Genomic DNA, 16,547 nt, shown 5'->3' on the forward strand with positions numbered 1-16,547 from the left:
CACGCCGTCGCGGCGGGGGTGAAAGGACCTGTGGCGTCGGTCAGCTGATCGTGGTCGATTGCGGTGTTCTCGTCACCGTCAGGCCCGCCCGTGCCGCCGCTCTTGCGAACACCGCCGCGTCCCGGACCGCCGCTCCGCCCGGGTCGTTGTTGAAGTACGCGTAGACGTCGGCCTTCTCCGGGCAGGCCGTGGCGATGCGGTCGACCCAGGTCTCCAGGCAGCGGCGGCCGTAGCGCGGCCACGGTGTCGCCCGGCCCTGGTGGAACCGGACGTAGGCCCAGTCGGTGGTGCGCCACAGCGGGCTCATGGGGCGGGCCCGGATGTCGGCCCAGCACAGCGCGGCGCCCCGGGACTCCAGGACCTCGCGGGTCTCCCGGGTCCACCAGGAGTCGTGGCGGGGTTCCACCGCCACCCGCGTGCCGCGCGGGAAGCAGGACAGGCACGCGTCCAGCAGCGGCGGGTCGGCCCTGAGCGTCGGCGGGAGTTGGAGGAGGACCGGACCCAGCCGGTCGCCGAGGCCCGCCGCGTGGGTCATCAGGCGGTCGACCGGCTCCTGGGGGTCCTTCAGGCGTTTGACGTGGGTGAGGTAGCGACTGGCCTTCACCGCGATCACGAAGTCCCCGGGGACCCGGTCCCGCCAGGACTCGAAGTTCTCCCGACTGGGCAGGCGGTAGAACGCGTTGTTCAGCTCGACCGTCGTGAAGTGCCTCGCGTACTCCTCCAGCCACGCACGCACGGGCACGCCGGCCGGGTACAGGACGTCCCGCCAGTCCTTGTACTGCCAGCCCGAGGTCCCGATGAACAGGGGCATACCCCCATCAAAGCACTACAGGTACAGCCCCGCGTCCGCGCCCTCCCGGGCTCCCGGTACCGACGTCGGCGCCGTGCCCCTGCGCAGGGCGTACAGCTCCGCCAGGGTGGCCCCCTCGCGGCCGACGCCCTCCTCCGTGCCGAGCCAGTTCACCGCCTCGGGCCGGGTCAGCGGGCCCACCTCGATCCGGGCGAGACAGCGGCCGGGACGGACCACGGCGGGGTGCAGCCGCTCCAGGTCCTCGTTGGTGGTGACCCCCACCAGGACGTTGCGGCCCTGGCCGAGCAGACCGTCGGTCAGGTTCAGCAGCCGCGACAGCGCCTGACCTGCCGTGTGCTTGGCCTCGCCACGGATCAGTTCGTCGCAGTCCTCCAGCAGGAGCAGCCGCCAGCGCCCCTTGCCGGCGCCGTCCTCCTCGCCGATCGCGATGTCCATCAGATAACCGACGTCGGAGAAGAGCCGCTCGGGGTCGAGGACGCAGTCCACCTGGCACCAGTCCCGCCAGGACCGGGCGAGGGTGCGCAGTGCGGAGGTCTTGCCGGTGCCGGGCGGACCGTGCAGCAGCAGGAGCCGGCCGGCGATGTCCTCCGGGGTCGTCTTCATCAGACGGTCCATCGCGTCCGCCACCGGAGCCGTGTAGTTGGCGCGGACCTCCTCCCACGTGCCGGCGGAGATCTGCCGGGTGGTGCGGTGCGGACCGCGGCGCGGTGAGACGTACCAGAAGCCCATCGTCACGTTCTCCGGCTGCGGCTCCGGCTCGTCCGCCGCGCCGTCCGTGGCCTCGCTCAGCACCTTCGCCGCCAGTTCGGCGGTGGTCGCGGTGACGGTGACGTCCGCGCCCCGGTTCCAGCGGGAGACCAGCAGCGTCCAGCCGTCGCCCTCCGCCAGGGTCGCGCTGCGGTCGTCGTCGCGGGCCACCCGCAGCACCCGCGCCTGATCCGGCAGCAGCGTCGCCCCGGAGCGCACCCGGTCGATGTTCGCCGCGTGCGAGTACGGCTGCTCGCCGGTCGCGAAGCGGCCGAGGAACAGCGCGTCGACGACATCGGACGGGGAGTCGGAGTCGTCGACGTTGAGCCGGATCGGCAGCGTCTCGTGCGGCTTGGCAGACATGCCGCCATGATCCGCCACCGGGGCCCGGCGCGCACCCGTTTTCCGAAGTGGGCGGCGTGTGTCGGAAGTGCCCCGAGCTTCCCGAGTGTCCCGAGTGCCCCCGTGGACCTGCCGCACGGCCGCCGATCGCCGATACCTCCCCCCGGGGCGACTCCCGCCGTTACTGTTGTCCTTGATGGGACGTCATGGGTGGAATTCGGGGGCTGGGCGGTGGCGGCTCACCGCTCTGCTCGGTGTGGGCGCGGTCGCTCTCGCCCTGATCGTGACCCTGTTCCACACGCTTCCCGGCGGCGGGAGCGCCACCACGGGCACCACCCGGGACGGCGACACGGTGCACGGCACCCCCGCGACCCCCCGGGACCCGACCGAGCCGTACGTGGGCTGGGGCTTCACCCACACCCAGTACAGCGCCGACGAGGGCAGTGCGACCGCCACCGACCGGGTGGCCAACCTGCTGGCCAGGGACGCCGGGCTGCCGCAGAACCAGGCCCTCATGGGCTGGGGCGCCGACAACCCCGAGCCGGTGAAAGGGCGTTACGACTTCGGCGCCCTCGACCGCCGGGTCGACTTCATGCGCAGGTCCGGCGCCACCCCGGTGATCACCCTGTGCTGCTCGCCGGACTGGATGAAGGGCGGCAGGGCCGGTGTGGACAACACCGACTGGAGCCAGGCAGCCCTGGAGACCGCGCCGACCCCCGACCACTACCAGGACTACGCGGACCTCGCCGCGACCGTCGCCCGACGCTACCCGGACGTCCGGCACTTCATCGTCTGGAACGAGTTCAAGGGCTTCTGGAACAACGCCAGGGACCGCTGGGACTACGAGGGCTACACCACGCTCTACAACCTCGTCTACAAGGCGTTGAAGGCCGTGGACAAGGACATCATGATCGGCGGCCCCTACCTCGTCATGGACAGCTTCGACCCACGGGAGACCGACAACGCCTCCGCCACCCTCAAGGGTCCCTGGGGCGTCCTGGACCAGCGGGTCGTCGACGCCTTCGCCTACTGGAACACCCACAAGGCGGGCGCCGACTTCGTGGTCGTCGACGGATCCAGCTACACCAACGACGACGACCTGCTGCCCGACGAGTTCGCGGCCACCCGGAAGCTGACGTACGTCAGTGCATGGGTGCGCGCGCAGACGCACGGCCTGCCGCTGTGGTGGGCCGAGTACTACGTGGAACCCGCCGACGGCACCGACGCCCGCGACGGCTGGACCGAGGCGCACCGGGTCGCCGTCCAGGCCACCGGGATGATCGCCCTGGTCGAGGGCGGCGCCGACTCCGGTTTCTACTGGAACCCGGAGGACGAGAAGGGCGGGGACTGCGCCGGCTGTCTGTGGACCACGACCGACAGCGACGACGGCGGCCGGCCCGAGCCCATGTACGGCCTGGTGTCCCGCTTCTCCCGGGCCTTTCCGCCCGGAACCAGGTACGAGACCGTGTCCGTCGCCACGGACGGCGCGTCCGGCGTCCGGGTCCTCGCCAGTGACCGGACCGTCCTGGTCGTCAACACCCTCGACCGCCCGGTCAGCGCCCGGGTGGACGGGAAGCGGCTCGACCTGACGGCGTACGAGGTCGCGTGGCTCACCAGGTGAGCCACGCGCGCCCCCTCACTTGAGCGTCAGGAACCGCTGTACCAACGACGCCAGCAGCACCGCGAGCAACGGCATCGAGAACCAGAAACCGCCCTGGAGCAACCGCAGTTGCCGCACCCCGGGCCGGACCGCGACCCGGACCAGCTCACGTGCCGTCAGCAGCACGATCAGCAGGACGGCCGCGAGGCCGCCGATCACCGACCACGGCGTCCAGGTGATCCGCGGCCCGATCGGCCCCGGATCCGGCCCCGGCACCGCGCCCGCCGGCCGGGTGCGCAACGCGTACATGGTCACGTCGTCGTTGACCAGGACCTTCGTCAGCTCCTGCCGGTCGTCCAGGTTCCGGACCAGCCGGTCCGCCCACGTCGCCGAGTAGCCGGCGTCCATCCGCAGGAACGCGACCTGACCCCTGTTGACCATCAGGTACGAGTTCGGACCGGCGTCCCTGAGCGCCTTGACCAGGCTCGACACCAGCACCGGGTCGGTGGGCGCGAGCGTCGGCACGTAGTCGACCCGTTCCATGTCCCTGGCACCCCACGGGATCGCCGGGGTCACGTCGTTCACCGTGTCGTTGCTCAGCCACAGCAGCCGTACCGTCGGCCGGTCGTGGGCGTAGACGTAGTCCATGGCGGCGACCTCGCCGGGCCGCACCCGCTCGAACGACTCGTTGCCCCACCGGGCCACCAGGAAGCCGCCCATGAGCAGCAGACCCGCCAGCAGCGCGGCCACCGGCGCCAGACTGACACGGTCCTTCTCGCGCTCCTTCGCCGTGGCGCCGGTGCGCGGGAAGAGGGCGAGCGCGGCGAGCAGGGCCGCGCCCGGGACGGCGAACATGAAGACCCGCAGCGCCATCTCGCCGCCGTAGGACTGCATGCCGAAGCCCAGGAACGGCACGAAGGTCAGCACCAGCAGGGACCGCTCGCGGTACCGGTGGAAGCGGCGCCGCCACCAGCCCCAGACGGCGAACGCCAGCATGCTCCCGGCCAGCAGGACCCGGACGTACAGCACCAGCTTGTGGGTCGAACTGCCGCCCTGGATACGGCCGGAGACGGATGTCGACACGTTGCTGCCGATCCCGCCGACCCCGCCGAACAACTCGTCGAAGTGACCGGACCAGTACGGCTCGGCCATGAACCCCAGCCAGACGGCCGCGACCACCCCGAACAGGATCGGCAGACCGCGCAGTTCGGACCGGCCGACCAGCACCAGTACCGCCAGCACGCCCAGCATCACGAACGGGGTGAGCTGGTGCGCCGGGACCGTCGCCGCGTACAGGCCGATCAGCACCATGAGCAGCACGGCCTGCTGCCGGCGGTCGGCGGGCTCGACCTCCGCCTCGCCGGGCCGGAACCTCGTCCACAGGACGTGCGGGGCACGGAACCAGACGAGCAGGATCGCCACGAACATCAGGTACAGCAGATACGTGAAGCCCTGCGGGGAGAAGTAGTCCTGGCCGACCCAGCCGCACAGCACGAAGAACCAGATGCCGGTCCACTTCGCCCGCCAGCTCGCCCGCAGCGACCGTACGAGCAGGAACATCGGTGCCAGGTAGGCGAGTTCGATGAAGGTCGGCCACCAGCGGATGACCTCGGTGAAGTCCGTGACCCCGCAGGCCCTGCCGATGAACGCGGCCGCCGCGAAGAAGCCCGGCCAGCTCCAGCGGGCGTCCAGGTCGGGCACGGCCGAGCCGGTGCGGTCGATGTAGTCGATGAACCCGAGGTGCTGCCAGGCGGTCGGGAAACGCGGCTCCGTCTCGATCACGGCGGGCAGCGCGTGCAGCGACACGACCGTCGCCAGCAACGTGACGAGCAGCAGCGCCTTGTGCTCCCGGCGCCGCCACAGCAGCGCGGCGAACACCGCGACCAGCAGGCCCGCCCCGATGAGCGTCGGCAGCGGCAGCACCGAGACGAGCCCGAGCCCGCCCGTCCGGTCCAGGTCGGCGTCGTCGAGCCGGGCCGCCGGCACCCAGTACAGGAGCAGGGCGGCGACCAGCAGACAGCCGAGGACGACGCCCGGCCGGGTGGGCGTCAGCCGCTCCCGCAGCGACCGGGCGGGTTCCTCCGGCGCCTCGGCCGGCACCTCCGCGTCCCCCGCCGCGGGGTCCGGCACGACCCCGCCCCCGAACGGCGCGTCGACGGCCTCGGCCTCCTTCAGCAGCGAGACCTCGGCCGGCCCGAGCGAGGCCTCCGACCCCGGCTCGTGTCCCTCCACCGGCAGCCCCGGGCTCCGGGGCGGCCGCAGCGCCCATGTCGGACGGTCGTCCGGTCGTACGACGGGCGTACCCGTGGGCGGGGTCCCCGGTCCCGGCCGCACGTCGGGCCGGCGCTCCACATGGTCGAAGTCGACGTGGACGCCGAGGGCGAGGGTGTCGCTGTCCAGCGCCCACGCCGGACGTCGCCTGCGCGGCGCGGCCGACGCGGACGGGGCTTCGCGCGTGCCCAGGTCGGCGAGGTCGCCGTCCGGTGCGGTGCCCTCGGGGATCTCGGCCGGGGCCGCCCGCAGCGTCCGCCACAGCCGGGGCGCCGCGATGGTCACGATCACCGCCAGGCTGGAGATCTCGGCCACGCCCGCGCCGGTCAGCCCCATCCGGGGCAGGAGCAGCAGGGTCAGACCGAGCACCAGGACGCACAACAGGCCCTGCAGCCAGGCCAGTCCCGCGGTCCGGCTCTGGGCGCGGAGCACGGCGAAGTAGGTCTCCATCACGACCCGCAGCAGCGCGCCGACCGCGAACCAGCGCAGCAGCGGCGTCGCCGCGTCCGCGTAACCGGGCCCGAACACACCGAGGATCCAGGGCGCCCCGAAGAACAGCAGCGCGCACAGGGGGATCATGATCCGGGCCATCCGCCTGAGGGCGGCCCGGGCGTTGGCGGCCAGCCGCGCCGGGTCGTGCGAGCCCTCGACGGTGAGCGAGGCGCCCATGTTGATGGCGAGCAGGTTGACGGTGCCGCCGATGGTGGTGGTGATGTAGAAGTAGGCGTTGTCCTCGGAGCTGACCTGCGAGGCGATGATCACCGGGACCAGGTAGACCACGGCGAGGGAGAACAGCGAGCCGGTGTAGTCGCCGGCCAGGAACCTGCCGGTCTCCCTCAGCGTGGGCGGTTTCGCGTGGTCCTCGGTGGCCTTGACGTGCCGGGGCACCAGCCGCCGGAACACCAGCCAGCCCAGCGGCACGAACGAGGTGGCGATCGCGGCGACCCAGGAGACGAAGACACCGGCCGTCGGGATCGCCGCCGCGAAGGCCACCAGCAGCGCCAGTTTGACCGCCGAGAACACGGTGTTGCCGACCGGTACCCAGGGCGCGTTGCGCAGCCCGGTCAGCACCCCGTCCTGGAGGGTGAGCAGGTTCCAGGCGACGACGGCCAGCACGAACCCGGCCCCGGGCAGCGGCCCGTGCAGGAAGCGGTACGAGGGCCCCCACACCCCGAGGGTCGTCAGGAAGACGCCGGCCGCCAGCGCCACGACCAGCGAACTGCCCGCGTACGTGCGGAAGATGAACGCGCCGGTCCGGCGTCCGGCGACCGGGATGAAGCGGGCCAGCGCACCGGTCAGGGTGACCGCGGTCAGGCCCGCGAGGAGCTTCATGGCGGCGATCGCGGCGGAGCCCTGGCCGACCGCCGACTCCGAGTAGTAGCGGGCCGCCGCCAGCCAGAAGCCGAGACCGAGCACGGCGGAGATGCCGGTGTTCAGCATCAGGGCGTAGGCGTTGCGGAACAGGGGGCTGCCGCCGGGCGGACCGCTCCGCCCGGGCAGGCGAAGACGGCGCCCCGACGGCTCGGGCGCCGGCGGCTCGGCGGTCGCGGCCTCGGTTGTGGTGGTCGTGTCAGACACGGGAACGGCTGGCCTTCCGGCGGACCTGTCGGGCTCTGCGGAGAACGGCGTACCCCTTGGTGAGGGCACGGTCCCTGGCGAAGGTGCGGGTGATCGCCCGGCCTTCCAGCAGCCGGGTGAACTCCTCGGCGTCCGTGCTGCGGCGGACGGTGACGCGGTGCAGGGCGTACGGGCCCTGGCGGCGGCGGGCGAGACCGTTCTCGACGGCGAGCGCCTGGGTGAACCCGGCCGCCCGCACGGCCGTGCGCACCCGTCGGCTGGAGTAGCCGTACGGGTAGGCGAACGAGGTCGGTTCGGTGCCCGTCTCGTCGGTGACGATCTCCTTGCAGCGGACCAGCTCCTCGCGGAGCCGGTCGTCGTCGAGCTGGTCGAGCTCCGGGTGGGTGTGGCTGTGCCCGCCGATCTCGCAGCCGGCGTCCGCCAGTTCGCGTACCTGGTGCCAGTCGAGCATGGTGTCCAGGCCACCTCCGGTGTCGTGGGCGCCCCTGATCCAGCCCGTCGAGACGAACAGGGTGGCCGGGTAGCCGTGCTCGGCGAGGACGGGCAGGGCGTGCCGGTGCACGCCCTCGTAGCCGTCGTCGAAGGTGATCAGGACGGGCCGCTCGGGCAGCGGTCCGCCGGAGCGCCAGCCCGCGGCCAGCTCGGCGGTGCTGACGGGGGTCAGGTCCAGTTCGGCGATGAGCGCCAGCTGTTCGGCGAACGCCTCCGGTGCCACCGACAGGGCGCGGGTGGCGTCGTTGGGCGCGGTCGCGACCGAGTGGTACATGAGAATCGGCACCGCCGCCTCGGCGGCGGCCGCTCCTGCCGCTGCCGAGGTCATCGCGGGCCCTCCTCGCGCCGGATCCCGGCGACGGTGAAGGCCGCGCCGCCCCGTCGGGCCCGGGCGCTGCCCACCACGTAGCCGCCGGCGGCCGTCAGCACCCCGGCGACGATCGCGCCCGCGCGGCCCGCGCCGCCCGGCCGGGCCAGCAGCGCGTCCCGCAGGCCACGAGCGATCCCGGCGGGCAGCACGCGCGTGGCGTACCGGCGTTCGGACTCCAGGCCCTTGCCGGCGCCCACGCTCCGGGCGACCAGGGCCTTGGAGAGGCCCTCGGCGTAGGCGCGGGTGCGGAAGTAGCCGAAGTGCTCGCGCACCTCCGGTACCCGGTGGTGGATCACTGCGCGGTCGTCGATGAGCAGCACGGCGTCCGGGCGGGCCCGGGTGAGCCGGATGCACAGCTCGGTCTCCTCACAGCCCAGCGGGCGCTTGTCGCCGTCCCGCCCGATGCCGGTCGCGAAGCCGCCCGCCGCGTCGAAGGCCGTACGCCGGAAAGAAGCGTTTCCCCCGAGGACGTTGCGGACCCGGACCCGTCCGGCGGGCAGCCCCCGGTAGGTGCAGCCGACCACCCAGTCGAACTCCTCCGGGAACCAGTCGGGGCGGCGGCCCGAGGCCCAGACCGGCACGGTCCGGCCGCCGACCGCCATCACGCGCGGGTCGGTGTACGCCTCGGCGAAGCGGCGCAGCCAGTCCCGCTCGGCCACGGCGTCGTCGTCGAGGAAGGCGAGCACCTCGCCCGACGAGGCGGCGATGCCGGTGTTGCGGCCCGCGGACAGTCCGCGGGGGCCCGCGTTGGCGAGCACCCGCACCTCCGCGGCCTCCTTGTACTCCTTCGTGAGCCGTTCCAGGAGCGCCGGGTTGTGGTCGACGACCAGCAGGGTCTCCAGCGCCGGGTACGACTGGGCGCGCACCGAGGCGACCGCCGCGAGGATGTCCTCCCAGCGGTCCTCGGTGTACACGCAGATCACGACGGAGATGTCGGGATCGCTCAAGACGACTCTCCCCGGCCCGTGCTGAGCATCGGTGAGTGCCGCACCTGCCGGCGCAGGTCACGCCGGTTGGAGCGCTCCTTGAGGATCACCTTGAGCACCCGCAGGCCGTCGCGTACGGCGCGCAGGTTGCTGGTGCCGTGGATGCGGAGGTACTCGTAGCTCGGAATCTCCTGCACCTTCAGGCCCGCCTTGACGACCCGGATGTTGATCAGGGTCTCGATCTCGAAACCGGTGCAGTCGAGGTCGATCTTGTCGAGGCAGTGCCGCCAGAACGCGTTGTACCCGTAGCACAGGTCGGTGTAGCGGGCGCCGAACTTGCGGTTGACGACCGTGCACAGCGCCCAGTTGCCGAGCTTGCGGATGAAGGTCATGTCGTCGGTGCCACCGCCGTTGGCGAAGCGCGAGCCCTTGGCGAAGTCGGCGCCCGAGACCAGGGCGGACACGTACGACACGATTTCGTGGCCGTCGGCCGAGCCGTCCGCGTCCACCATGACGATGATGTCGCCGGTGCACGCCTCGAACCCGGTGATCAGGGCATCCCCCTTGCCCTTGCCACGCTGTTCGACGACTTTCACCCCCGGCCACAACTCCCGTGCCACTTCGACGGTGTCGTCGGTCGAATTGCCGTCCACGAGGACCACTTCATGGATCCAGCCGGGAAGTGTCTTGAAGACGTAGGGGAGATTCTCCGCCTCGTTCATGGCGGGGATCACCACGCTCACCGGCGGTGTGATCGCCAGATGAGTGGAGATCGGTCGGTATTCGGCAGCCATCGACGGATCTTGGCCCGACGCCGGCTGGCGCAGAACGGAACTCACGAGTCCTGTCCCTCTCGTCCGGTGGACCGCCCGCCCCTGGGTGGCCCGCTTCTGTGCCCGGTTCGAAAGGGGGGTTCTCAACCGCGGCGCGGAAAAAGGATCTCCGTATCGGCGGATGAGCTGGCAAAGCTGGCCGGTCTGCCGAAAAACGGCAGCCGGTCGCGCGGCACGACTCGGAAACGACAGGTGTCGCAGCTGTTGCGTCTGCGTTCACCGAGCACGGCACCCCCCCGGGTGAGATGTACGACGGTATTGATGATTGGACCGGTATGGCAAGACCTGGAAGTAGGCCTCACGTTTTTGTTGGTTTGGCCGTTACGCAACTTTGGCCGACCGTGTTCATTTACTCGAACGGATTTTCCTCGCCCGTTTGAGAATTCGCTCCACCGGTCGCATTCGTACCAGCAGCAGCAGGAGAAGGCTGATCACGGCGACGGCGACGATCCCGCCGCGCCACGACCAGCGGTGGGTGGCGAGCATGCCCTGGGCGACCAGCATGTCCAGGGCGACGGCACCCGCGAGCGCGGTGAGGACCCGGGCGAACGGGTCGAGACCGCGCAGCCCCAGGGTGATCGCCGCGGCCGGCGCGGCGATCAGGAACAGCAGGGCGAGCGGCGCGCGCAGCGGTGAGCCGGAGTCGGTCAGCGCGAGCAGCGCGCCGCTCGCTCCGACGGCCGTCGCCGCTCCCGCGAGCACGGGTCCCAGGTCCCTCCCCGGTCCTGGCCGTGCCGGTTCGTCCGCTGTTGACGATGGCTTGAGCCGTATGGTCTGCATGGCCGACTTTGCCCCCCAAGGCGCCGGATGCCGGGCTTCAATGTCGCGCAGCCGAACGGGGGGCGTCAAGCGGGTCTTTGGACATGACCGTTCCTTGATGTCACAGGTGATCCGGGATCGCCACGGAAGCGGCTGGTTGCGACATAAAAAGTTTTGGCATGGACACTTCCCGTCAACACGCGCGGTTGGTACGAAAGTTGTGGCAGAGATCCTGCTAAAGGGAGGTTCCATGAGACGTTCCCGAATTACGGCATACGTGACTTCACTCCTCCTCGCCACCGGCCTCACCCTCACCGGGGCGGCCGCGACGCAGGCGCAGGCCGCGACCGGGGGCTACGTGGCGCTCGGCGACTCGTACTCCTCCGGCGTCGGCGCCGGCAACTACATCGGTTCGAGCGGCAGCTGCGACCGCAGCACCAACGCCTACCCCTACCTGTGGAACGCCGCCCACAGCCCGTCCTCGTTCTCGTTCCTCGCCTGCTCCGGCGCCACCACCGACGACGTCCTCTCCGGCCAGCTCGGCACGCTCGGCTCCTCGACCGCCCTGGTCTCCCTCACCATCGGCGGCAACGACGCGGGCTTCGCCGACGTCATGACGACCTGTGTGCTCAACTCGGACAGCACCTGCCTGTCCCGGATCAGCACCGCCGAGGCGTACGTCGACTCCACCCTCCCCGGCAAGCTCGACGCCGTGTACGACGCGATCCGCGCCAAGGCGCCCAACGCCAGGGTCGTCGTCCTCGGCTACCCGCGCTTCTACCAGCTGGGCACCACCTGCCTCGGCCTCTCCGCGACCAAGCGCTCCGCCATCAACAACGCCGCCGACTACATCGACACCGCCATCGCCAAGCGCGCCGCCGACCACGGTTTCACCTTCGGTGACGTGCGCAGCGCGTTCTCCGCCCACGAGATCTGCTCCGGCAGCTCGTGGCTGCACAGCCTCAACCTGTTGGACGTCACCGAGTCGTACCACCCCACCGCGAGCGGCCACTCCGGCGGCTATCTTCCGGTCCTCACCAGCAACGCGTGAGCCCGCGGCACCTCAGCCCCCGGTCACGAGGCCGAAGGTGACGGCGTAGCGGAGGCCCCGGCGCTCGGGGTCTCCGTCGTCGAGGTGCACGTGACCGAGAACGGCACCGCGTCGGACGTGGTCCGCACCGGGCTGCGCACCTCGACCGCGATCGCGTCGTTCAGGGTCCCGCTGTCGGACCAGGTCGTGACGGTCACCTTGGTCTGCCGGGTCTTCCCGCCGCCGTCCGGGAAGGACAGCGTCTTCCACCCCTGGTCGTCGAGCGACCCCTTCTTCAGCACCCACCGGTACTCGACCTGCGCGGGCACCCTGCCGACCGTGAACGTCGCCGTGAACGAGGGCGCCTGCGCCGTCGACGGCGGGCAGCTCCCCGAGTAGTCGGTACCGGACCCCGCCACGCTCACCTGCACGCTCTGCGCGGCCGCACTGCTGCTCGCGGACGCCGACGCCGACGCCGACGGCGACGCGGACTTCGTGACGCTGCTCCGGCTCGGTGCGGGCGAACTGAGACTGCCGGCCGACTGACCCGCCCCGGCGTCGCCGCCGTTCCCGCCCCCGTTGTCGTGGTGGAGCAGGGCGTACACCAGCCCGCCCAGTGCGAGGGCGACCAGGACCAGTCCGACGAGCAGGACGGTACCGGCGTTGCGGTTGCCGCCGCGGTCGTCCTCCTCCGGTGGCAGGGGGCCCGTCGGGGTGGGCAACGGAGGCGTGGGGGAGCTCCGGTAGGGCTGGTGGGCGACCTGGGTCGGGGCTTCGTACGGCGCCGGGACCGGAACGGTCACCGCGGTGCCCGGGGTGCCGCCGGCCGCGATCAGCCGCAGGTCCCGCTCGGCCTGTTCGGCGGGGAGCCGGGCGGCCGGGTCCTTGCGGAGCAGCCCCTCGACGACCGGGCCGAGCGGCCCCGCCCGGTACGGCGGCGGCAACTCCTCGTCCACCACGGCCCGCAGGGTGCTCAGCGGGGTGTCCTGCCGGAACGGCGAGGCGCCCTCGACCGCCGCGTACAGCAGCACCCCGAGCGACCACAGGTCGGACTCGGGGCCGAACGCGCGTCCGAGCGCCCGCTCCGGGGCCAGGTACTCGGGCGAGCCGATGACCTCACCGGTCATGGTCAGCGCCGAGCTGCCCTCGACGGTGGCGATGCCGAAGTCGGTGAGCACCACCCGGCCGTCGTTCGACAGCAGCACGTTGGCCGGCTTCACGTCACGGTGCAGCACCCCGGCGGCGTGCGCGGCCCGCAGCGCGGACAGCACCTCGGCGCCGATGCCCGCGGCCCGCTGCGGGGACATCGGGCCCTCCGCCTCCAGCGCGTCGGCCAGCGACACCCCCCGGACCAACTCCATGACGACCCAGGGTCGTCCGCCCTCCATCGCGACGTCGTACACCGTGACCACGTTGCGGTTGGCGATCCGGGCGGCGGCCCAGGCCTCGCGCTCCAGCCGGGCGTACATGCGCTCGACGTCCGGGCCGGGCAGCCCGGCCGGCGCCCGCACCTCCTTGACGGCGACCTCCCGGCCCAGCACCTCGTCACGGGCCCGCCACACGGTGCCCATACCGCCCTCGCCCAGCGGCGACAGCAGCCGGTAGCGGCCGGCGATCACTCGCTCTCGGCCGGGCTCATCGGTCACGGGTGCCCCCCACGGCAGCTCGCGCGAACTCATCACAAACGTTACTCAGAGCAGGGCGGAGGCGGCGCCCTTGACGACCAGTCCGACACCCAGGGCCACGACCACGAGCGCCGAGGCGAGCGGGGTCGTCCTGCGGATCAGGGTGGCCAGGGGGTGGGTGGTCAGGCGAGGGCGTCTGTCCAGCACCCGAGTCATTCCCGTACCCAGCTTGACGACGGCGAACCCGGCGGCGGTCAGGGTCAGCGCGAGGCCGATGCCGTAGGCGACGACGAGGAGCAGACCGAACCAGGCCTGTCCGAGGGCGGCGGCACCGACGAGGACGACGACGGCGGACGGGCTGGGGACCAGCCCGCCGGCGAAGCCGAGGAGGAGGGTGCCGCGCACCGTGGGGGCCGTCTCGTGGGTGTGGGTGTGGCCGCCGTGGGTGTGCGTGTGGCCGTGGCCGTGTTCGTGGCTGTGGCCGTGTTCGTGGCTGTGGTCGTGCTCGTGCGCGTGGTCGTGCGCGTGGTCGTGCGCGTGTCCGTGGTCGTGCGCGTGCCCGTGCCCGTGTTCGTGCCCGTCGTCCTGGGGGTGGCCGGCGGGGTGGGTGGGGCCGTCGGCACGGGTGTGCGCCGTGGCGGCCAGTGCCAACTCGCGGGCGGGAGCGTGCTCGTGGTGCCGGGCGTGCTCGTGGACCCTGGTGCGCCAGGCCCTTCGGGTCAGGTTCAGGCCTGCCGCCAGGACCATGAGGCCGCTGGCGATGCCCAGCCAGGCGATCACCGACGGGGTGGCCGCAGAACCCGCCGTGACCAGCACGCCCAGGGCGACCACGCCGAGGGTGTGGGTGACCGTGACCGACGCGGCCAGCGGGAGGACGTCGCGGAGCCGGGCGCGGCCGCCGCGGGCCGCCGCCGTCGCCGCCATCAGGGTCTTGCCGTGGCCGGGCGCGAGGGCGTGCATCGCGCCGAGGGCGATCGCGATGAACAGCGCGAGCGTGGCGAAGCCGAAGGTGAGGTGGTTGCGTGCGACCAGGTCGGTCAGGGCCTGGGTCCAGCGGTCGATGCCCCGGGGGAGGATCTCCGAGCCCGGGGCGTCCTGCCGTTCCGCGGCGAGCGCCGGGCCGCCCGGCCGGACCCGGACCGCGGCGGTCGTGATGTCGGCGGGGGAGGAGAGCAGGTCCTTGGGGTAGCTGGTGAGTTCGTGCGAGAGCGAGGCCCTCGGTACGTCCGTCCGCGTCAGCGTCATCCGGTCGCCGCGGGCCGTGATCTCCCGCCAGCCGGGGCCGGAGTCGGTGCCCGCGCTGTGGAAGCCGAGGGCGACGGCGGCGCCCTTCGGGAGCGGCGCGGTGAACCGGCAGGACACCCGCAGGGTGTTCAGTCCCGCCTGGCCGGGCCGGAGCTGGGCGTGACTGGCGGTGACGGTCAGGGGCGTGGACGTGCCGTCGACGGTGAGCCTGCTGCCGTCCGCCGCCGTCGTGCAGCGCTGCTGAGCCCACGCGGCCGCGCCCAGCCGCTTCAGGTCCGGTTTGGCCTGGGTCGCCGGGATCTCGGCGAGGTCCTCGAAGTGGTCGACCCGCAGCTGTCCGGGGGCGGCGACCAGACCGTCGTACTTGTTGACCGTGAAGTTGCCGAGCGGGTGCGCGCTCGCGGCCGTGGCCGGAAGGAGGGTGAGGCCGCAGACGGCGACGAGGAGGGCCGCGGCGCGGCGGCGGAGGTTCACTTCGAGGCCTCCAGCGCCTTGCGGGCGGCGCGGGCGCCGAGCGGGGAGAAACCCGGGTTGAGTGCGAGGGCCTTGGTGAGGGCCGCGCGGCCGGCCGCCCGCTCGCCGTCGGCCAGCTCGATCATGCCCAGGTGGTAGCTGAAGGAGGCGTTGCGGTAGCCGGTGGCGGTGGCCTGGCGGGCGTACGGCAGCGCCTCCTCGTCGTGGCCGTTGACGTGCAGGGCCCAGGCCAGCGCGTCCGCCGTGTGGACGGTGTGGCGGCGGGCCCACTCGGCCCGCGCGGCCTTCAGCGCCTCGGCCTTGTCGCCGTGGTCGGCGGCGGCGAGCGCGGTGTCCAGGTCGGCGTTGACGCCGTTGGCGCGGGCCAGCGCGATCCAGGCCTCGACGAGGGAGTACTGGTTGGCGGCCTTCTCCTTGTCGCCCTTGGCGCCCCGGTCCTCGTACAGCTCTCCGAGTTCCACCAGGGGCTGGGGCAGCGGGTAGCGGGAGACGACCAGCTCCATGCCCTTGATGGCGTCGGCGCGGTCGCCGCTCGCCGCCTGGGCACGGGCCCGGCCCTCCAGCGCGGGGAGGTAGTTCTCGTCGGCGGTCAGGGCGCGGGCGTAGTAGTCGAGCGCGCTCTTGTAGTCGCCCTGGTTCCAGGCGAGCAGGCCGAGCTGTGCGGCCACGTACGCGATGTCGCCCTTCGAGGTGGCCGTGGACAGCGCCTGTTGCAGGACCCGGCGGGCGGTCTTCACGTCACCCCGCAGCTCCCGCACGTACGCGTACCGGGTGAACACCGGTACGCCCGGCTTGCGCTGGTCGGCGAGGTCGGCCGCCTCGGCCGCGTCCGCGTACCGGCCGAGTTCGACCAGGGCGTCGATCCGGGAGGACAGGGCGCCCGCGTTGTAGGGGTTCTCCTTCAGCGCCCGGTCCGCGTAGGTGAGCGCGTCGGCGAACTGGTGCCGGGCGGCGGCGAGCGCGGCCTGCCCGGCCAGCGCCTGGTCGTTGCCCGGAGTGATCCTGAGGGCCCGCTTCAGGGCTTTGTCGGCCTGCGGGTAGCGGGACGGGTCGCCCTTGGTGCGGGCCTGCTCGACGTAGGCGAGGCCGAGGGTGGCCCAGCTGTCGGAGTCCTGCGGCTGGGTGCGCAGATGGGCCTGGAGAGAGGCGATGCTCGCGTCGAGGCTGCCGCTCGCGAGCAGCGCCGGCGACACGGCACTCGACGCGGCGACCGGGGCCGCACCGCTGTTTTGGGACGCTCCGAAGGCGATGGCGCCGCCGGTCAGCGCCACGGCCAGCAGCGCGGCGGAACCCGCGAGCCGGGCCCGCCGCCAGTTACGCCCCGCGGCGGCGAACCGGCGCAGGGCGGTGACACGCTCGTCGGCGTCGCCGTCCGGTGCGTCCTTCGCGTCGGCGGGCTGCTTGTCGTTCGTACCCGGGGCCATGCCCTCTCCTAGTAGCTGTC

Annotated in this window: 12 protein-coding genes; 2 read left to right on the forward strand and 10 right to left on the reverse strand. The window is 72.3% G+C overall.

Annotated features, from left to right (window positions below):
* Window positions 1–40 precede the first annotated feature (40 nt).
* Both AB0G52_RS00315 and AB0G52_RS00320 read right to left on the reverse strand, forming a co-directional pair.
* Entirely contained in the window at window positions 41–811 is a 771-nt protein-coding gene (locus tag AB0G52_RS00315; RefSeq protein ID WP_361332419.1) for a DUF72 domain-containing protein, read from the reverse strand.
* Between the two features lie 15 nt (window positions 812–826).
* Complete coding sequence (locus tag AB0G52_RS00320) at window positions 827–1,921, reverse strand: DUF5925 domain-containing protein (RefSeq protein WP_132889048.1); 1,095 nt, start codon at window positions 1,919–1,921, stop codon at window positions 827–829.
* Window positions 1,922–2,096: 175 nt separating this feature from the next.
* Here AB0G52_RS00320 and AB0G52_RS00325 point away from each other — a divergent pair, with 175 nt between their 5' ends.
* Window positions 2,097–3,521, forward strand: a complete 1,425-nt coding sequence (locus AB0G52_RS00325; protein WP_361332422.1) for a xylan 1,4-beta-xylosidase — start codon at window positions 2,097–2,099, stop codon at window positions 3,519–3,521.
* A gap of 15 nt (window positions 3,522–3,536) precedes the next feature.
* On the opposite strand, the gene AB0G52_RS00330 is transcribed toward AB0G52_RS00325, so the two are convergent.
* The 5 genes from AB0G52_RS00330 to AB0G52_RS00350 all read right to left on the reverse strand — a co-directional run bounded on the left by AB0G52_RS00330 (window position 3,537) and on the right by AB0G52_RS00350 (window position 10,672).
* Window positions 3,537–7,349: a lipopolysaccharide biosynthesis protein gene (locus tag AB0G52_RS00330; RefSeq protein ID WP_361332425.1), complete on the reverse strand. Its 3,813-nt coding sequence runs from the start codon at window positions 7,347–7,349 to the stop codon at window positions 3,537–3,539.
* Window positions 7,342–8,169: a polysaccharide deacetylase family protein gene (locus tag AB0G52_RS00335; protein ID WP_207921731.1), complete on the reverse strand. Its 828-nt coding sequence runs from the start codon at window positions 8,167–8,169 to the stop codon at window positions 7,342–7,344. The genes AB0G52_RS00330 and AB0G52_RS00335 overlap by 8 nt, the downstream gene beginning before the upstream one ends.
* Entirely contained in the window at window positions 8,166–9,158 is a 993-nt protein-coding gene (locus AB0G52_RS00340) for a glycosyltransferase family 2 protein (RefSeq protein ID WP_361332428.1), read from the reverse strand. The genes AB0G52_RS00335 and AB0G52_RS00340 overlap by 4 nt, the downstream gene beginning before the upstream one ends.
* Window positions 9,155–9,976, reverse strand: a complete 822-nt coding sequence (locus AB0G52_RS00345; RefSeq protein WP_132889052.1) for a glycosyltransferase family 2 protein — start codon at window positions 9,974–9,976, stop codon at window positions 9,155–9,157. Before AB0G52_RS00345 ends, AB0G52_RS00340 begins: the two co-directional genes overlap by 4 nt.
* 339 nt (window positions 9,977–10,315) lie before the next feature.
* Window positions 10,316–10,672, reverse strand: a complete 357-nt coding sequence (locus AB0G52_RS00350) for a hypothetical protein (protein WP_132889053.1) — start codon at window positions 10,670–10,672, stop codon at window positions 10,316–10,318.
* Between the two features lie 307 nt (window positions 10,673–10,979).
* Here AB0G52_RS00350 and AB0G52_RS00355 point away from each other — a divergent pair, with 307 nt between their 5' ends.
* Window positions 10,980–11,780, forward strand: a complete 801-nt coding sequence (locus AB0G52_RS00355; protein ID WP_132889054.1) for an SGNH/GDSL hydrolase family protein — start codon at window positions 10,980–10,982, stop codon at window positions 11,778–11,780.
* Window positions 11,781–11,803: 23 nt separating this feature from the next.
* Here AB0G52_RS00355 and AB0G52_RS00360 read toward each other — a convergent pair whose 3' ends face one another.
* The 3 genes from AB0G52_RS00360 to AB0G52_RS00370 are packed head-to-tail and all read right to left on the reverse strand — an operon-like array spanning window position 11,804 to window position 16,527.
* On the reverse strand, window positions 11,804–13,405 hold the full coding sequence (locus AB0G52_RS00360) for a serine/threonine-protein kinase (RefSeq protein WP_361332433.1): 1,602 nt from the start codon (window positions 13,403–13,405) through the stop codon (window positions 11,804–11,806).
* A gap of 45 nt (window positions 13,406–13,450) precedes the next feature.
* A complete protein-coding gene (locus AB0G52_RS00365; RefSeq protein WP_361332436.1) occupies window positions 13,451–15,103 on the reverse strand; it encodes a sulfite exporter TauE/SafE family protein in 1,653 nt (550 codons plus the stop codon).
* On the reverse strand, window positions 15,100–16,527 hold the full coding sequence (locus tag AB0G52_RS00370) for a tetratricopeptide repeat protein (protein ID WP_132889057.1): 1,428 nt from the start codon (window positions 16,525–16,527) through the stop codon (window positions 15,100–15,102). Before AB0G52_RS00370 ends, AB0G52_RS00365 begins: the two co-directional genes overlap by 4 nt.
* Between the last annotated feature and the right edge of the window lie 20 nt (window positions 16,528–16,547).

The sequence above is a fragment of the Streptomyces sp. NPDC021562 genome (genome assembly GCF_040640875.1).
GTDB lineage: Bacteria > Actinomycetota > Actinomycetes > Streptomycetales > Streptomycetaceae > Streptomyces.